The following is a 17,283-nucleotide window of genomic DNA, read 5'->3' on the forward strand; positions in this document are numbered from 1 at the left end:
TCTCATTCGCACCTACCCCCCCTCCCCGCCCCCGATGACCCGCCCGTCGCTTCGCCGCTCTGCCCTGGGCCTGTCCCTGACCCTGGGCTGCCTTTCGGCCCACGCCGCTCCCCCTCCTCCCCCGATGTGCAGCAGCTCGACGCAGTGCAGGTGCTCGGGCGCGCCCAGACCCTCTACCGGGTGGACGACGCCACGGTGGGCACGCGGACGGACACGCCGCTGGCGCTGGTGCCGCAGTCCATCCAGGTGGTGCCGCGTGAGTTGATTGAAGACCAGGCGGCCCGCCAGATCACCGACCTGTACCGCAGCATCAGCGGCATCAGTTTCTTCAGCTATGCCGGCGTGACCCTGCGCGGCTTCCGCCAGGAGAACGTGCTGTATGACGGCCTGCGCGGCGACCCCTATGCCGGCTTTTCGGTGCCGCAGCTGTTCAACATCGAGCGCGTGGAAGTGCTGAAGGGACCGGCCGGCGCCCTGTATGGCGGCGGTGATGCCGGGGGCGTCATCAACTACGTGACGCGCAAGCCCAAAGCCACACCCGAGCGCCGCATCGAACTGCAGGCCGGCAACAACGATTTCCGGGCGGCGTCGATCGAGGCCACCGGGCCGCTGAACACCGCGGGCAGCGTGCGCTACCGCGCCGGGCTGTATGGCGACACCGAACAGGGCGTGCGCTGGAACGCGGACAGCGAAAGCGTGATCGGTGATGCGTCGCTGGCCTTCGACGTGGGCGACACCGGCGAGTTGACCCTGCAGTTCACCGACATCACCCAGAACCTGGGCGGCAACCGCCTGCGTGGCGTGCCGGTGGACGACAACGGCAGTTTTCTCACCGACCGTCGCTGGAACCACAACGAAGCCACCGACTTTCTCGACATGCGGGCCAAGGTTGCGCTGGCGCAATACCACTTCTCGCCCAGCACCAACCTGGACGTGGATGTGGGTGCACGCTGGTTCGAGAACAACGAGCATCAGATCTACCACGAGCCGATGGGGCTGATCGACCGCAACCGCGACGGCGTGCCGGAATGGATGACCCGCCAGCTGCGCAACCAGATCCGCGACAACGATGCATTCACCGCCAACGGCAACGCCGTGTGGCGCGTCAGCACCGGCAGCATCGCGCACAAGGTGCTGTTCGGCGCCGATGTGTACCAGCAGGATGCCGACTTCACCGCGCAGACGGCCAACAGCGCGGATCTGGCGCGGGGTGCCGGCCCGGTGCCGGGCATCGACCTGTTCAACCCGGTGTATGGCGCAAGTTCGTGGCGCGACTACAACCTGGCCGCCCTGCCCTGGCGTAGCACGAGCACGCGCAGCAAGCGCTATGGCGGCTACCTGCAGGACGAACTGACGTTGACCTCGCGCTGGCATGTGCTGGCCGGACTGCGCTGGGATGGCTTCAAGGACGATGACCGCATTGCCGGCACCAGCGTGGACGGCAACGACATCAGCTGGCGGCTGGGCAGCACGTATACCGTGCGGGAAGGCGTCAATGTCTACGCCAACATCGCCAGCGGCTTCATGCCCCAGAGCGCGGCCAACCAGAGCGCCGAGGCGGGCGGCCCGTTCGATGCCGAGCGCAGCAAACAATGGGAAGTCGGGTTGAAATCCCTGCTGGCCGAGCGCGTCACCCTGAACCTGGCCGCGTACCGGATCGACCGCAGCAATATCGTGCAGGCCACCGGCGAGATCGTGGACGGCGTCAACCAGCTCGCCGCCCTGGGCCTGGTGCGCAGTACGGGCATGGAGCTGGATCTGCTGGCCGATGTCACCGAACGCTGGGTGCTCAACCTGACCTACGCCTACAACGATGCGCGGGTGAAGGATGCCGGCAGCAACGGCATCACCAATGCCTCCGGCGACCGCTTCGCCAATGCGCCGCAGAACAAGCTCGGCCTGTGGACGCGCTACGACCTGCCGGCGATCAACTCCGCCATCGGCTTCGGCGCCGACTACGTGGATGAGCGCGTCAGCCTGGATGGCCAACGGGTCAAGCCGTACACCGTGTTCGACATGAGCTGGAAGACGCAGTGGCAGCAGTGGCAGTTCCAGGCCAACGTCAAAAACCTGTTCGACAAGGTCTATGCGGCCAGTGGCTTCACCGAGCGCACCGGCCACTTCCCGGGTGAGCCACGCCGCGTATACGTGCAAGCGGCGTACGCCTTCTGAGCCCGCCCATGCGCCAGCCTACGCCAGCGCCCCCCAACCGCCCTGCACGCAGCGCGAGTGGGCGCCGGCTGTGGTTCGACCTGCACAGTTGGCTGGGTCTGAAGCTCTGCCTGTTCATGGGCTTCGTCTGCCTCACCGGCACGCTGGCGGTGTTCTCGCAGGAGATCGACTGGCTGCTGCACGCCCCCATGCGCGTGGCCGATGGGGGTGAGCACGCCGGCTGGGGGCCGGTCATCCATGCCGCGCAGACGGCACATCCGGACTGGGAGCTGGAGGGCATCTCCGCCGGCCACACGCGCCTGTTCGCGGCGCGCGCGCAGATGCGCCTGCCCGATGGCAAGCGACGTTTTGTCTGGATCAACCCCTACACCGCACAGGTGACCGGCGACACGGGCTGGTTCAATACGCAGCGTCTGCTGCGCAACACCCACCGCCACCTGATGCTGCCGGTGGCCTGGGGCGTGCCCCTGGTGGCGGCGCTGTCCATCCCGTTGCTGCTGTCGCTGTTGAGCAGTCTGTACATCTACAAGAAGTGGTGGCGCGGTTTCTTCAAACGGCCCGACCCCTCACGACCGCGCCGCTTGTGGGGCGATGTCCATCGCTTGGCCGGGGTGTGGTCACTGTGGTTTCTGCTGCTGATCGGGGTGACCGGGGCGTGGTACCTGATCGAATCCCTCGGCGGCGATGCACCGGCCGCGCCGACCATGCGACTGGCCAAAGGCGATGACCGCGCTGCCGCCGTAGATCCGGCGGCTGTGGACGCCGCGGTGCAGACCGTTCGCCAGCACTGGCCCCGCCTCGACATCCTCGGCGCCATCCCCGCACGCGATGGCGGGAGCATCCTCTTCCTGGGGGAGGCCGACGCCTGGCTGGTGCGGGAGCGGGCCAACAACATCGCCGTGGATCTGCGCACCGGGCAGGTGATCGGCATGCACGACGGCCGTGCGCTGGGGGTCCATCAGCGCATCGCCGAAATGGCCGATCCCCTGCACTTCGGCAGCTTCGGCGGTTGGCCCATCCGACTGCTCTGGTTGCTGGCCGGCACGCTGCTGACCGGGCTGTGCTTCACCGGCGTGTATCTCTACGGACTTCGCACAGTGGATTCGCTGCGATCAGCGGCTAAAAGGCGGCAGACATGAGTCATGAAAAGCTACCCGGACCTTGGCGCGCGGCGTGGCACGGCATGGGTCGCTGGCGCTGGCTGTGGCTGGCCCTGCTGCTGGTGTGGGCGTCGCTGGTGCCGCTTGAGGCCATGAAGTAGCAGTACTCAGCCGTTGAACAATGGCATCCTGCATGTTCGTGCGGGAGAACAACGATGCAGGCGACGGGAAATCTTCTTGCAGCAAGTGCTGTCACGCTGAAGGTCGGCGTGGTGTTCTGGGTACTGGTGGCCTGGCGGACACCGGGGGGCGAGCCTTGGGATGCGCCTGTGTTCTGGACCGTCGTCTATCCCATCGCACTGGGCATCGCCGCCATTCTAGGCGCCTGTTTTCCCCGGCGGGCGTGGCTGTGGGGACTGTTGCTCATGGTGCTGCAGGTGCCGGTGGTGGCCGTGGTGTCGGGCTTTGGCCCGTTGCTGCTGGCCGGGCTGGTATATGCCCTGGTGCTGGCGTTGCCTGCGATGGCTGTCGCGGGAGCGGCGGGCGCGCTGCGTCGCCGCCTGAATGGGAAGGCTTGAAAAGCTCAGCGCTTCGCCGGCTGCCACCCTGCTCGCAGTGCATCCCCCGGGCTGCAGAACATGCGCTCGCCGCGGCTCAGGTCGATGCTCGTGCGCTCGTAGTCCCGCTGGCCGGGCACGTGGTAGATCTTCTTGCCCTGGCCGGAGATGTTGCCCTTGATGCGGCATCCGCCCGGCGCCGGCTGCGCGGCCACCGGGGCGTGTCGTACCGCCTGGTCACGCTTGCTGCGACGGAAGTCAGCCGGCATCTGAAACGGCCCCTGCCAGAGGTTCCGTTGGTGCTGGCGCGCGTCGGCTTCGTCTGCGATGAATGCCGTGGCGTACTGGCGGTACGCGACCGCCCAACCGGCGCGCACCATCCACCGATTGACCGACGTTCCTTGAACAAAGCACTCCGCCACCACCCTGCCGTAGCGGTCCGTGTCCTTGCGTTGGCAACGAACGGTCTGGTCCAGCAGATAGCCGTCCAGCGCGGCCGCGGACCGCCGGCCACAGGGCCAAGCGCGCCCATTGTTGGTGGTGCATTGCTGCGCGCTTTCCGGCGCATCTATGCCCCATAGGCGGATGCGCTGCTTGGCCACGGTGAGGGTGTCCCCATCCGTGACCGTCGCGCGGCCGACCAGCTCTGCTGCCACACCCGGAACCGAAGCAGAAACCAAAAGCAAAACCACCAGACCTTTCAACACCATCAACAACGACGTCCTCTATGCGCATGCTCGGGAGCGAGCGCCAGTTCAAAACATGGTCGAGCACTTTAGCGGAAGTCGAAAAAAGACGCCGACCACATCGAGAGTCCCTCCAGGGCGTGCTTGGCGATCGCCCGGCCACTCAAGGGCGGCGGTGGGCTAAATATGAAACGCCGGGCCTGCCGACAACGTCGCCGAGCTCACCCTGACCCGAAGCGCAATGAGCACGCTGGCCAGCAGCATCACCACCGCAGCAACGGTGAGGACGGCAACGATGCCCCCCAGCCCGAACACCAGGCCACCCAAGGCGGCCCCCGCGGCGATGGAGGACTGCACAGCAGCGACCACCATCCCACCGGCACTCTCGGCCTGATCGGGCACCGCACGTGCGACCCAACTCGACCAGGCAACGGGCACGCCGCCGAAGGCCAGGCCCCAGAGCGCGACCAGGATCGCCAGCCCGCCAACGCCCACCGGCAACAGGAGCATGCCGAGCGCGGCTACGCCCACCAGGGCCGGCATGATCACCAACGTGACTTTCAAACTGCGCTCCATGAGCCAGCCGGCCAGTAGTGTGCCAACGAAGTTCGCCACACCGAATCCGAGCAGAATCAGTGCCAGGCCATCGGCGCTCATCTGCCCCAGGCTTTCCAGCGTCGGGCGGATATAGGTGAAGAGCGCGTACTGACCGGTGTGCGCCAGAACGCAGCCCAGCATGCCCACCGCAACGCCTGGCCGGCGCAGGAGCCCCACCACCGACTCCGGGAGCGCCGCCTTGCGCGGGGCCATTCGGGGCAGCGTGAACCACTGGAACGCAAACGTGAGTCCACCTACCGCCGTCGCCGCCCAAAAGGCGCTGCGCCAGCCCAGCAGCCCGCCGAGGTAGCTCCCCAACGGAACGGACACCACCGTGCCGACCGCAATGCCGCTGAAGATGATGGACAGCGCGCGAGGCACGCGCTGTGGCGGCACCAACCGCATGGCCACGGCCGCTGCCATGCTCCAGAAACCGCCCAGCGCGACGCCCAGAAGGACGCGCATCACCAGCAGGACGCCCATGCTGGACGACAACGCCACGAAGGCGTTGGAGAGGATCATCAGACCCGTGAAACTCAACAGCACCAGGCGCCTGTCTATCGACCGGGTCAGCCGAGGCACCAGCAGGCCAGCGAACAGTGCCACAACCGCAGTGACCGTCACGGCTTGACCGGCCAGCGCCTCCGACACCCCCAGGTCCGCCGCCATCGGCGTCAACAGGCTGGCAGGCAGGTACTCGGCCGTGAGTAGCCCGAAGACACCCATGGCCAGCGAAAACACGGCCACCCATGCCGACGAAGACGGCTCCCCGCTCTCCCGGGTCACAGAATCAGGCGCGCCTACGGCATCCACTACGTTATTGCTCATCAAAGATCCCAGTGCATTCGTGCAGCCGAGAGTCTAGGGAGCCATGCCAGGATGATCTATGATTGTCCAACCTGTCTTTTTGATCGAAACCCCGGGTCGTCTCAATGAGCCACACTCCACCCCAGCCCACCGACCTGATCAGCGAGCTGCTGACCGGCATGCGGCTGCATGGCGTTCAATACCGACGCATTCAGACCGGGCCGACCTTTGGGCTTGGATTTCCGCCGAAGCCAGGGCATGCCTACTTCCATTACCTGGCCGTGGGCACCGCGATTCTTCGTGGCGCAGACGGCAGCCAACACCTTCTCTCCGCTGGGGACGTCGCGCTTCTTCCCCGCGGAGAAGGCCATGCGTTGGTGTCGGGCGAGGACCATCCCGTCCAGTGCCTGGAAACGATAGACGCCGCCCCACTGGGTGACACGGTGAGCGGGATAGACACATGCCCGAGCACGCATGCCGTGCCAAGCGCCGTGCTCTTCCACGGATGCATGGTGGTCGATCTGGGTGGCATGCAAGGGTTGAGCAAGGTGATGCCAGCGGTGATGTTGGCCGATGGCAACGGCACTCAGTTTCCTGGGCTGTTGCCGATGGTCGACGCGATGAAGCGCGAGGTGTGCTCCGGACGTATTGGCTTTGCAGGCATCCTCGCCCGGCTCGCGGATGCCGTTGCCGCCATGATCGTCCGTGACTGGGTGGAGCGCGGTTGCGACGGCGCATCCGGCTTGGTCATGGCCCTGCGCGACCCCCGTCTATCACTGTCGTTGCTTGCCCTGCACAGGGATCCTGGGCGTGACTGGACCGTCGAAGCGCTGGCTGCAGAATCCAACATCTCACGTTCTGTCTTTGCAGACCGGTTCCAGACCGTCATAGGAACCGCGCCCCTGCGGTACGTGACGGAGCTGCGCATGCAGTTGGCGAGTCAATGGCTGTCCCACCAAAGCCTGTCCATCGAGGTCGTGGCAGAGCGCCTGGGCTACGCGTCACAGGCAGCGTTCAGTCGCGCCTACAAGCGCGTGATGGGGCACTCTCCTGGGGCGACTCGGCGCGGGCGCGCCTTGGCTTCGCCATAGGGGCCGTTTGGGGGCAGTCGCTCAAGCCGCCTGAGCGTCGTCAACGGGCTGCAGCCGGTTGGCGATCCCATCGAAGCGCGCCGCCTCTGTTCGAAGGCGATCGGCGGCAGCGCGTCGACTCGCCCTCGCCCGCCAGTCGCCACCGCGCTGCAGGTCCAGTGCGTCGGCCTGCTGCCACAGCGAAGCCGCCCGTGCGCGCGCCCAGCGCGCCTTTCCGATGTCTGCTTTCGTCATGGGGTCCATGGTGAATACGGGGCGTCGCATGGCGCGATACGGAGGCAACGCCGGCTGACTATCGTCCTGTCGCCCGAGCAGAAACGGTTTGCCGATGCCCCGCAGCTTGCGGTCCAGTCGGTGAGGCCGCCTGACGTGATCGTCCAGCCATTTGGTATCTTGGGCGCCAGCTCTGCACAGATCCCGACCCCCATGCCCCGCAAGACCTCGAACAATCCCTCCGCGTCGCTGCTGGACCTCCCTGCCGGCGCGATCCCGTCGGGAACAGCAACGGACAAGGCACTTCTCAGTGCCGCGACCAAGGAAGCCTACAAGCGCGTCAATCTGCTCCTGAGCGCCTACTTCGAGGATTTCAGCCCAGCGCAGCAGCGCAGGATCCGCGAAGCGATCGGCGCGAGCGCCAATCCGAAGCCACCTAAACAGGCCAAGGTTCCCAAGGTTCCCAAGGCACCCAAGGCTCCAAAGGAAGACCTGCCGCCCCGGTTCTGGCTGCCCTTCAGTGGTGAGACGTGGTCGGGACGAGGACGCCCGCCAGCAGCCTTCCTCGCCTGGGAAGGCACCGTCGCCCATACCGAGTGGAAGAAGCGGCACCCCGGCGAGCGATTCCCGACCTACCCGGGCTGATTGCGGCTGCAAGGGCGCAGGCGTTCTGCAGCGCCAGCGTCTTCCTTCTCCGTCCAACCCTTTAAGCAGGAGCTGGAAATGACGCCTCTCGACAAAGCGATCCGTAGAGAACTACAGGTCGGCGACGACACGTACACACTGACGATCGACCCGAGCGGGCTCAAGCTCGTGCTGAAAGGGCGGAGGAAAGGGTTGGAGCTGCAGTGGACGGAGTTGGTCAACGGTGACGCCGCGTTGGCTGCAGCGCTTCAGGCATCACTTGGGGCCAAGTGAATCCAGGCTGGCGATCAGATGGCGCGATTCTCGATCTATAGCGGAATGATGTTGGTTGGCTACTCGTCGCTGGAGAGTGGCGATCCTCCCATGGGCGTTGCTTTCGGCCAGTTCGAGCCAACCCCTGGGTATCTCGCCATTCAAAACGAGTGCCGCACAAATCACGTCGACCAGTCCGGCTTGACCCTTTCAGTGAAAACCGAAGCAGGCTTGGTTGTTCCATCCATGGCAATCGCCATTCTGGACTTCACTGAAGACCTTCTGCCTGATTGCATCGAGATCAGCATCCTCGGCATTCCCACCGCTTTTTATGAAGCGTTGTTTCCTGACCATGTGATCAAGTACGCGCACCAATTCGTCAGGTGAGGCGCTCAGGAACTCAGCACAGGCTGCCTCAGACCAGGCTGGGCCGTATCTGAGCGTGAGGTGTAGGGTGGGAATTTTCGGATGGTGAGCGCTACGCGCTGGAGTCTGCGCAGAGTGGAGACCCGGATGTTTCTTCGACCATGGCCAGTCTTGGATGCCCAGAGCTGTGTTCGGCAGGCGCATTTCCTGGGCATCTTTCACCTCCTTCCTTGGGTGCAAAAAATCTACGCCCTGAAGAGTAGCTCAAAAAAAATCTGCCACCTTTCTCCTCTATCCCGACTAAATCAGTCCAGCATTGGGAGAACATACTTGGCTATGACCTTTCCATTCCGGATAACCACGTAGAAATAGGCGTGACCAGACGTACAGTAGAGCGAACGAAGTTCGTCGCCATGCTGCATGCCAGCGATCATGCTTGTCCACTTTGGATCTTCTTCGAGATTTGGATAAAGCTGCCAGCGACGCCCTATATCCAAGGCGTCACTTGGAAGCAGCGGAACAGATGCTCGACAGCTGGGCATGCCTAGCTGTCGAGTGAATGACCTCGGCTCCTTCTTTAGTGGGCTCGAGGAGCTGCACCCTGAGACGCACACAGCAAACGCAATGAGGAGAATAAGCCATCCTACGCGCAACGGAATGCTCCACGGGCATGCGCCATTTGATTGCATCGGAAGCATCATTGAAAGGTTCCTGATGCTGCATGTTATACGCGCCATTGGTCCAACCTCCATTTGGCACCCCAACTCTGGAGTATGTCGCGTGAAGAATTTCGTGACCAAAGATACGGCCCGCACTTCCTGATCCGCCGTCCGACAAAGCCCGACCAGTGACGAAGGGTTCGTTTGATCAGCCGGCAGTCGAGCACGGCCTGAAGGTCAGTAGGGACGCGCTGGAAAAACGACCAGCGACTGGCCGATGTGCGTCTCAGACGATGGGGGATGCGCATGCGAGTGTTCCCTCGACATTCCTCCTGCCTTCCAAACCATCCAACTCAGTTAATTTACTTTAAAAGCAATGATTTAGAAGAGTTTGGCAGAGAGAGTGGGATCGGATCACCACGGATCTAGCCAGTTCTTTCCGTTGCAGAAAGCCCGTTTGGCAGGTTTCCTTTGGATGTTTCCTCGATCATAGCCAGTCCTGGGTACGGTTGGTACTGCTTCCCCGGGTGACCAGACCTCCCCCGATGGAGGAGCGGTCGGCTAGCAAACTAGCCAACTGAGGCCCCTGATGGCAGCGGGTGCGGAGATACATCTAAGGGCGAGATCTAAGGTCGAATTGGAAGTTCAGATATGTGAAATTTCTCTCATTTCTAATTTGGCGACTATGGGTATGGGTGCTTGGATGGGGCCGTCCACTAACGAAAAGGAAGGCTCTATGCACCACGACACACAGCTCCACATCGCCAGCCAATTGCTCAGCGCCCTCATGATTTACATCCCGAGTCGGGACATCGACGATCGCGACGTAGATGTTCGGCATGCTTTGGATGTCGCCGCCGAACTGATGAGGCAGTGGGGACCGACTACGCCCCCGGGGAGCTGCATTCCCCCACCCGCAGCCGGCAGATCGCAGAGAATGCCCGTTGACCGCTCACTCCCACCACCGGAAATGCCAGAATCAATGGAGCAATGGCGGAGCAGCAGGATCAACACACCCGTGCCCGGTCCGAAGCCAAAGCTGGGCAGACGACCTGGTCTGCACTGAGCAAGAAGTGGCCCCGCAACTGCGGGGCCACTCGCTTTATGGACTCGGCGGCGCCGACGGCCGCGATGCCAGACCAAGCCGAGGCACCTGCGGGACCCTGCGCACCGACGGCGACACGAATGCGGGCAACTCACCGCAAGACTGAGCCAACTCCGACGCTTGTTGAAGGATGTCTCTTTCGGCGGCGTCCAGCGCAGGCTGAGGCGCCCTCTCTTGGGCCTTAGCCAACTCGATTGACCGCATCTCGAGCACAGCCAGACGCCTCCCTCGGCGTTTGGCCCATTCCTTGGGCGACCACTAGCTACCTTCTCGTGGGTGGTCCGCGTTGAAGCCCTTCCATTGCTGCTGCGCCATGTGGTGAAGCCGCTCTGCTCGCCGGACCGCGCTCTCCCTTCGCCCCCTCCTCAGCAACGCCTGCTTGAGCGTGCGGATCTTGACCGCAACAGATGCGACCAACGGGCGTGCCTGGACGTTGTCACCAAAGCGGACCAAGTGACGGCGCACATCCGCAAGCCACTCCCGAACAACGCCCAAAGCCAAGTCTGCCCGGGTCTGGGTAATCTCCCAGAGGTCTCTCAGTGCAACATCAATCCACTGAAGGCAGTTCCACTGCCTCGCGGGGCGCTCTGGCCCCAACACCCCGTTCTCAATGGGAGGCAGCAGGATGCCCATCACTCCCTCAATTTTTAGATCGCCGACCACGAGAAAAGGCGCGGCAGACTTCTGCTTCGCCCGCCCAGCGAGTGCAGCCCGGTGCTCGTGCGTGGGAGGAAGTCCAATGGCCCGACCCTCTGCCACAGCGTCTTGGATCAGCGATTCGAACTCTTGGTCGTTTTCCTGCTGAATCGACAGGTTGGTCTCTTCGACGTGGGTGGCCTGACCTTTCCTGGCAAGCGCCGTCGCGACCTTTCCTTGGTGACGCGTAGGCTCCCTAGAGAGCAGCGTTGCCCGAAGTGGATCCCCCACCAACAATGCCATCTGAGACTGTTCTTCCAAGCTGCGGTGGTCCACGCGGGAACGGATGTCAGCCGCCTCCAGATGCGAGTTGATCGTGGACGCCACGGCCTCGCGAACCCACTCCACCTCGATACGCCCCGTCGGCCCACCATCCAGCTCTTTGGTCTTGTCACCATACCCTTCTCCAGTGATCCGCCGTGTGCTTGCCAGGATGTGGACGTGGTGGTTCACACCATCAGTGGTTGGCGGCGAATGGATGCTTGCTTGGACGACGAACCCATAGCGGACTACTAGCGCGTCAGCAATAGCCCAAGCAAGTTCACTGCGCTGTTCGGCATCGAGCTCGTGTGGCAGCGACACTTCGAACTCGCGTGCAATCGTGGCGTCTCTGCGACGCTCGGCTGCTTCGACCGCGGGCCAGAGTTCGCCTGGAATCAAGGCCCATGGTGGCGCCTCTGGAGGGCCCTGGCACGTGCTTGCGACGACACCACTGCGGCGCTGATAGTCGTGCACTTGTTCTGTCCGAAAGTCCTGAAGGCGCAGACCGCCGCGATAGGCGGCCGCCGCGACGGCGGACTGGCCTCGCGCACGGCTGAAGGTTTTGACGCTGGTGTGGTAAATAGCCATTGAGATCTCCGTGATTGGTCGGAGTCTTCATGCTTTTGTTTTTTCTCTTCGCAAGCGGGAAACCGCTTGGGGTTCAAGGGGCGAAGCCCTTTGCGCACGTGTAACAGAGTTACACCTAAGTGCGCTCTTGCATTGTTCCTTTAAGCATGTTTTTTGAGCGCTCATTGAGCGTTGCACGTTCGTACATTTTCAGATGCGAGCGATCTTGACGGCACCAACTTCTTTGGTTGACTGGTTTCAACCTCATGAAGGAATCCACCATGACCGCAACCAATCACTACCATGAGCGAAAGAAGCCACTCCATGGAAGGGTGGAGCGTTTGCTATTCACTATTATCGCTCCGAAACCGCATCGCTAATTTTCCCAATGATCTTTCTCCCCCGCTTCACCCAATGCCGGCCCCTCTGCACGTTCAACGCTGCATCACCCCGTGCTCGCCACTTGGTAAGGCACGCTGACGCCGCCACCCATCAAAGCGGAAGTACGATGCACACTTAACCGCGTGGGCAACAAGTGCGCAGCAGCGTCTGCGCTGACGAAGCACGATCGTCAGGTTGAGCATGGAGTAAAACCTAGATGATTTCACCCTCAACCAAGACGCGAGTCAGTTCAGCCTCGTGATTACTCGTGAGAGTCTTGATAAGCACTGTTCTTCCACTCTCGGCTGATCCAATTAGCACTTCAAAAGTGCCGTTCGGCCAGTAGCTGACTGTGCCAACAAAATCGCGGCCGTCTAGATCGAGCGTAGCGCGGCCTAGGTCATCTTCCGAGTATCTAAGCGTGTACCCCTTCCCCTCTAGCATCTCTGCGTTATTGGCCATCCAAATTTTGAGAGGTGAACTATTCACTATCGCGGCTCCCGAGTGTTTCCATCGAACTTAGGCATTTCGTAATCCTTCGGATCTCTCCCTCGCACACGGGCATCAAAGCTATTGGGGCCAGGAATTCGGCCGGTTCCCTCTGAATGTGGAAGAACCCTATGAGAAGGGACATCAAATTCCACATACATGTCGCCGGCTGGTGCTGCGCGATACGTATCAGCACTGGGCGGATCCGAAACACGCGTCTGACCACCTAGCCCCTCTTGCACACGTCCTGTTCTTCTCATCGCAGCGAGTTCGGCTGGGCTCATCCAGCGGCCCACAGTTTTCGTTTGAGCGGGCAGCCTTATTCCTGCCCCGGCCATCCTAGCAGGGGCTGCTATCCCCTCAGAGACGAGCAGAGCGCTACCAAATTTGTATCCGCCCTGACCAACTTGACTGCTAGGAGCACCAAACAACGGCGTCGTGTCCGTCGAGCGATACTGCGACATGTCGACTGTGCCGTAGACAGTCGGACCGGCATTTCTGCCAATACTGAAGACCCCATCGCCTGCAGCTCGAAGAACGCCTCCCCAGAACTGACAGAACGAGGTGTCACATCTTCCGTCCGGGTCAGAGTATGTATAGGGATTGTTAGCGGCGTACCTGTAGCGATTGAACATCCCAACATTGTTCTGGAAGGGGGTAACCGGATCTACAGATAGGAACCGACCAATCTGTGGGTCATAGTAGCGCTGCTGCATGTACACCAACCCAGACGAGGCATCTGAGACGTGCCCAGTGTAGCCAATGCCGTCTACCGCCTTGCCAATCGCCTGACCGTAGGGCTCGTACTGGGTGCGATCAGCAACCTGCCCAATGGCGTCGGTAGTCGCCACAGGACTCCCCAGCGAGTCCACGTGCTGGTAGCTGATGACACCGCCCTCCTGCTTAGCAAGCAGTCGAGAAGCGAGGTAGATGTACTCAATAGGACCGCTCAGTCGACGCCGCTCGAAGAGCAACCTCCCGCCTTGGCTATAGAATGAGCGCAACCTGTCGCCGCTTGAATCCGAGGTAACGACCCGTCGGCCTGCGCCATCGTATTGATAGCCTTCGAGATCCGGGATGGCGCGCAGACGGTTGCCCATGTCAAATTGGTGGACTCGACCGTTCTTGTTGAGCAGGTTCCCCTGTGAGTCGTAGCTCAACCCCATGACAGTCGCGCCATCTTGAGCGAGGATGTTTGTCAGGCGGTTGCGCGAGTCATACCAGTAGCGATGATCTTTTACCCCACCGAGTGAAGACGACAGAAGGTTATCTCGCGCGTCGTATGTGTAGCGGTGCCAATGATCACCTCCAAAGCTGGCCGATCCGGCAGCCAGGAGACGGTTACTTGAGTCGTATTGCATGACGCGGTCGTACGGGGCTCCCTGCTGGAGATCCGCGATGCTAGTAACATTTGCGTTGGCATCGTAACCGTAACGATAAGCCATGATGCCGGTGTCGACCTGCTCGGACGGTAGCTGGCGAGCGTTAAGCACGGTGCTATGAGTAATTCCATTGCCGTAGGTGAAGGACTGAACACTGCCGTTAGGGTGGTAGCGCACTCCAGAGGCCAATGACGTACCTGCGGCCGAAACGCTCAATGGCCGCCCCTGTGCACTGTTGCTGTAGGTTACCGTCAAGCCACTGGGGTAGATCACCGTTGCCAGCGCACCCATCGTGTCGTAGCCATAGCCTACGGACCAGGTAGGCCGTCCAGAGCTATTCGCGCCTTCACCAATCAGCAAATTTCGCTTGTTGTACTGGAACGTATTGACAGTGGTTTCGCTGCCATCCGCATTCCAAGTGGTTACTTCTCGCAACTGGCCACTGTTGCGGTACAGAAGGTCCTGGTCTCCATTGCGGTCCGGGAAGCGGACGCTGACCACGCGGTTGCGGGCATCGTAGCTCCGATCAACACGACGACCGGATGCAGCGGCTTCGGCCCTGCTACAAGTGCCAGTATCGTAAAGGTCAAGGCCGGATGCGGTCCAAGCCACGTTACCAGCGATGTCATATTCGACTACGGTCGCCCCGGTCTCCGGTTCGATAGTCTTGCACAACCTTTGGAACTGGTCATAGACATAGCTACGGGTCACTCCTGAAGGCGACTGTGCCTGAACTACAGTCACTGTGGCCGTACCGGACGTTGCAGCCGCGCCTCGTCGATCTGTGGCGACAGCATAGAACTGATAAATGCCTGGTGCCAAGCCGGTAATAGTGAACTCGTACGGGGCAGAGGTAAGCGTGGCGACCTGTTGGCTATCGCGATAGAAAGCCACCTGAGCCACCGAATCATCAGGATCACTCGCGCTTGCCACTAGGCGCACTTGGCCCGGGCTCTCCAGTTCAACATTGCCAGGAGATGTCAGCGAGACGGATGGCCCTGCATTGACCGGAACTGAAAAGGCGCCTGAATTGGATAGGAGGTTGTTGCCCCCACCCACCGGCGAGATGCCGTGAAGATAGATCTTCTTGCCGCCGTGATCGCGAACCATGGCGTCGGTGACTGGGATGCTGAAGCGGTATGCTGTTCCCTGCGTTTTGCACTGAGTATTGACTCCAGCTTCGCTGGCAAGATTGGCATTGAACGAACCGTAGGAGGCACCAGTCCCCGCGGCGCCGCCTAGGTACAGATGGACAGCAATAGAGCTTGAAACATAAGTGGAGCATGCCCATCCAAAGATCGCACCGTTGGACAAGCCGATATCACCGACTACCCGCGAGCCGTAGATCGTCTTGGCCGGGGCATATGTCGTCGCTCCATTAGTGTCCGTGGCGTAGACCTGCACAGCATGCACGCCCTCGGTGATGGGCCCATAGTTCCGCTGGTATGGCTCCCCACTGCTACCAAGCACATTGCCATCCGCCAGATAGGTCACCGAAGCTACGCCGTAGTCTGGATCTGATGCGTCGGCGCTCAGCAGAGTAGATGTTCCCTCACCAAATACCGAACCAGCCGCTGGAGCAGTAAAGGTAATTGATGGCGGCAAGTTGGCTGGAATGCGGAAGTTACCCGAACCAGCAATTGTCTTGTTCGGCTGACCAACTGGCGAGATCCCGTGAACGTATATTGCCTTGCCGGCATTTTGCTGGCGAAGGGGTTTGCTCATTTGGAGTGAGAAACGGTGATTTCCGCCTGCAGCGCATTGGGCATTTATGCCAGGCTCGCTCGCTTCATTTGCGGCTCCGGATAGACCGAATGTCCCGGTGCCGGCCGCGCCCCCGAGGTAGACATGTACATCAATGGATGCGTCGATACGGGTCGAACAGGCCCAGCCTCGGATCAGGCCACCGCCACTCACTTCGTCAATGTGCCCGATCACTTCCGAGGGCGGCCCGGTCACGACCACTTGAACGTCGGGCGTAGGATCGCCGAACCATTCAATGCCCTCCTCCAGCATGCGCCATTGGAGGCTGTACGTACCGGGGAGCGATGGGGCTACCACGTTGAACTCGAATAACGTTCCAACTCCGCCCGGCACTTGGTCCTTAACCGGAACCCGCGCCACTCCCCAGGTGCTGTTGTTGGCGGGGTTCCAGGAGCCAAGCGAATAGCCGGTTGCCGCCGACCACGTCGTGTTTCCACCGTTTCGGAATCGGAACTTCACCGCGTAGGACTGACCGGCCACCATGGTCGTGGGCACGCTCTGCTCATACGACATGGCGCTGTTGAACTTGCCGCCCACAATAACGGCTCCAACGCCACTGGTAGTTCCGAATCGTGTGCCGTTGCGGTTCATCTGCCACTGGAGCAGATACTCACCTATGGGCATCGGCGCAATGGCGGTAAAGGCAAACTCCGCAACACCTCCCGGTGGAACATCATAGGGCACAGCAATCTCACCAACGCCAAAGTGCCCACTGGAGTAGCCCTGCGCCTGTCCGAGACGGTAGCCATCTCCTGCTCGCCATGTCGTATTTCCAGCATTCCGGAACGTGACACTGCCCGAATAGGCCAATCCACGATCCATGTTGCGCGGATAGTTCGACGACACGAACTCCGCACCATCAAAGGGCACGGGGGGGGCATTAACCGTGATGCGAATGACTTGGGAGGTCAGGAATCGCGTGTACTCATCGCCATTGATGTACTTCACCGCGGTAGCTTTCAGCACGTAGTCGTAGGTACCGGCAGAAATGCCATTCTCTGCATGGGTTCCCACGGGCAACGTCGTCACCGTAACGTTGTTGCGCAACAGCCGCATATCCGTTAGGAACTCTGCCTTCGGACCGGTGCCAACGACGCCGCTATTGATTTGGAACTGATACGTTCCTGGCGCGTCGTAAGTGGTCTGTGCAGGCCCCTTTAGGTCTATCCAGCCCTGAGCCTTGGCGTCAGGCAACAAGTAGCTCGATATCAACACGAAGAACAACAAGAGCCGGGTAGTGAGTGTTCTGACAGTCACATTCGTCTTCCTTGAACGTCGAATCAGTTGAAAAGCTATAGATGGATTGTCGCTACCGAGACAGTTGGAGCAATTCCGCTCCAGGACCATGCTGTTGCTAGTAATTTTGCTCGTGCCGAATAACAGAGATGCCGCACCTCAAAGCCAGCGGATCTACGACCCATTCCCAGCCGCGCCGCCCAACGGGCGCCATCCGGCCTAACCCCGCCCTACTGACTCTGGACAAGTCTGTGCCC

At 61.4% G+C, this 17,283-nt stretch carries 13 protein-coding genes; 8 read left to right on the forward strand and 5 right to left on the reverse strand.

Annotated elements, in window-relative coordinates; genetic code table 11:
- Nucleotides 1-126: 126 nt before the first annotated feature.
- Genes ACZ0AE_RS11930 through ACZ0AE_RS11945 form a run of 4 tightly spaced genes read left to right on the forward strand, consistent with a single transcriptional unit; the run spans nt 127 to nt 3,850 of the window.
- Nucleotides 127-2,172: a TonB-dependent siderophore receptor gene (locus tag ACZ0AE_RS11930; RefSeq protein WP_463601220.1), complete on the forward strand. Its 2,046-nt coding sequence runs from the start codon at nt 127-129 to the stop codon at nt 2,170-2,172.
- An 8-nt stretch (nt 2,173-2,180) separates the two neighbouring features.
- Entirely contained in the window at nt 2,181-3,311 is a 1,131-nt protein-coding gene (locus ACZ0AE_RS11935; RefSeq protein WP_463601221.1) for a PepSY-associated TM helix domain-containing protein, read from the forward strand.
- Entirely contained in the window at nt 3,308-3,433 is a 126-nt protein-coding gene (locus tag ACZ0AE_RS11940) for a hypothetical protein (RefSeq protein WP_256774474.1), read from the forward strand. Before ACZ0AE_RS11935 ends, ACZ0AE_RS11940 begins: the two co-directional genes overlap by 4 nt.
- 54 nt (nt 3,434-3,487) lie before the next feature.
- Entirely contained in the window at nt 3,488-3,850 is a 363-nt protein-coding gene (locus ACZ0AE_RS11945) for a hypothetical protein (RefSeq protein ID WP_463601222.1), read from the forward strand.
- A gap of 5 nt (nt 3,851-3,855) precedes the next feature.
- On the opposite strand, the gene ACZ0AE_RS11950 is transcribed toward ACZ0AE_RS11945, so the two are convergent.
- A complete protein-coding gene (locus ACZ0AE_RS11950) occupies nt 3,856-4,539 on the reverse strand; it encodes a thermonuclease family protein (protein WP_463602092.1) in 684 nt (227 codons plus the stop codon).
- A gap of 156 nt (nt 4,540-4,695) precedes the next feature.
- The gene (locus ACZ0AE_RS11955) at nt 4,696-5,940 is read right to left on the reverse strand and encodes an MFS transporter (RefSeq protein WP_463601223.1); all 1,245 of its coding nucleotides are present in this window, start codon (nt 5,938-5,940) and stop codon (nt 4,696-4,698) included.
- 104 nt (nt 5,941-6,044) lie between these two features.
- On the opposite strand from ACZ0AE_RS11955, the gene ACZ0AE_RS11960 reads away from it, so the two are divergent.
- Nucleotides 6,045-7,010, forward strand: coding sequence for an AraC family transcriptional regulator (locus ACZ0AE_RS11960; RefSeq protein ID WP_463601224.1), 966 nt, complete (start codon nt 6,045-6,047; stop codon nt 7,008-7,010).
- Nucleotides 7,011-7,031: 21 nt separating this feature from the next.
- On the opposite strand, the gene ACZ0AE_RS11965 is transcribed toward ACZ0AE_RS11960, so the two are convergent.
- On the reverse strand, nt 7,032-7,244 hold the full coding sequence (locus tag ACZ0AE_RS11965) for a hypothetical protein (RefSeq protein WP_463601225.1): 213 nt from the start codon (nt 7,242-7,244) through the stop codon (nt 7,032-7,034).
- 192 nt (nt 7,245-7,436) lie between these two features.
- Here ACZ0AE_RS11965 and ACZ0AE_RS11970 point away from each other — a divergent pair, with 192 nt between their 5' ends.
- From ACZ0AE_RS11970 to ACZ0AE_RS11980, 3 genes are all read left to right on the forward strand, one after another.
- Entirely contained in the window at nt 7,437-7,868 is a 432-nt protein-coding gene (locus tag ACZ0AE_RS11970; protein ID WP_463601226.1) for a hypothetical protein, read from the forward strand.
- 78 nt (nt 7,869-7,946) lie between these two features.
- Nucleotides 7,947-8,141, forward strand: a complete 195-nt coding sequence (locus ACZ0AE_RS11975; RefSeq protein WP_463601227.1) for a hypothetical protein — start codon at nt 7,947-7,949, stop codon at nt 8,139-8,141.
- An 18-nt stretch (nt 8,142-8,159) separates the two neighbouring features.
- On the forward strand, nt 8,160-8,507 hold the full coding sequence (locus ACZ0AE_RS11980) for a hypothetical protein (protein WP_463601228.1): 348 nt from the start codon (nt 8,160-8,162) through the stop codon (nt 8,505-8,507).
- Between the two features lie 2,001 nt (nt 8,508-10,508).
- Here ACZ0AE_RS11980 and mobQ read toward each other — a convergent pair.
- Complete coding sequence (gene mobQ / locus ACZ0AE_RS11985; protein ID WP_463601229.1) at nt 10,509-11,795, reverse strand: MobQ family relaxase; 1,287 nt, start codon at nt 11,793-11,795, stop codon at nt 10,509-10,511.
- A gap of 848 nt (nt 11,796-12,643) precedes the next feature.
- A complete protein-coding gene (locus ACZ0AE_RS11990) occupies nt 12,644-17,047 on the reverse strand; it encodes an RHS repeat domain-containing protein (RefSeq protein WP_463601230.1) in 4,404 nt (1,467 codons plus the stop codon).
- Nucleotides 17,048-17,283 lie beyond the last annotated feature (236 nt).

The organism is Stenotrophomonas sp. AC248 (genome assembly GCF_979258185.1).

Excerpts from the sequence above, each read along its gene's own strand:
- ACZ0AE_RS11965 (WP_463601225.1), bottom strand. The coding sequence starts at position 7,244 with ATGACGAAAGCAGACATCGGAAAGGCGCGCTGGGCGCGCGCACGGGCG.
- ACZ0AE_RS11980 (WP_463601228.1), top strand. The coding sequence starts at position 8,160 with ATGGCGCGATTCTCGATCTATAGCGGAATGATGTTGGTTGGCTACTCG.
- ACZ0AE_RS11935 (WP_463601221.1), top strand. The coding sequence starts at position 2,181 with ATGCGCCAGCCTACGCCAGCGCCCCCCAACCGCCCTGCACGCAGCGCG.
- ACZ0AE_RS11975 (WP_463601227.1), top strand. The coding sequence starts at position 7,947 with ATGACGCCTCTCGACAAAGCGATCCGTAGAGAACTACAGGTCGGCGAC.
- ACZ0AE_RS11960 (WP_463601224.1), top strand. The coding sequence starts at position 6,045 with ATGAGCCACACTCCACCCCAGCCCACCGACCTGATCAGCGAGCTGCTG.
- ACZ0AE_RS11940 (WP_256774474.1), top strand. The coding sequence starts at position 3,308 with ATGAGTCATGAAAAGCTACCCGGACCTTGGCGCGCGGCGTGGCACGGC.
- ACZ0AE_RS11950 (WP_463602092.1), bottom strand. The coding sequence starts at position 4,539 with ATGGTGTTGAAAGGTCTGGTGGTTTTGCTTTTGGTTTCTGCTTCGGTT.
- ACZ0AE_RS11945 (WP_463601222.1), top strand. The coding sequence starts at position 3,488 with ATGCAGGCGACGGGAAATCTTCTTGCAGCAAGTGCTGTCACGCTGAAG.
- mobQ (WP_463601229.1), bottom strand. The coding sequence starts at position 11,795 with ATGGCTATTTACCACACCAGCGTCAAAACCTTCAGCCGTGCGCGAGGC.
- ACZ0AE_RS11955 (WP_463601223.1), bottom strand. The coding sequence starts at position 5,940 with ATGAGCAATAACGTAGTGGATGCCGTAGGCGCGCCTGATTCTGTGACC.
- ACZ0AE_RS11970 (WP_463601226.1), top strand. The coding sequence starts at position 7,437 with ATGCCCCGCAAGACCTCGAACAATCCCTCCGCGTCGCTGCTGGACCTC.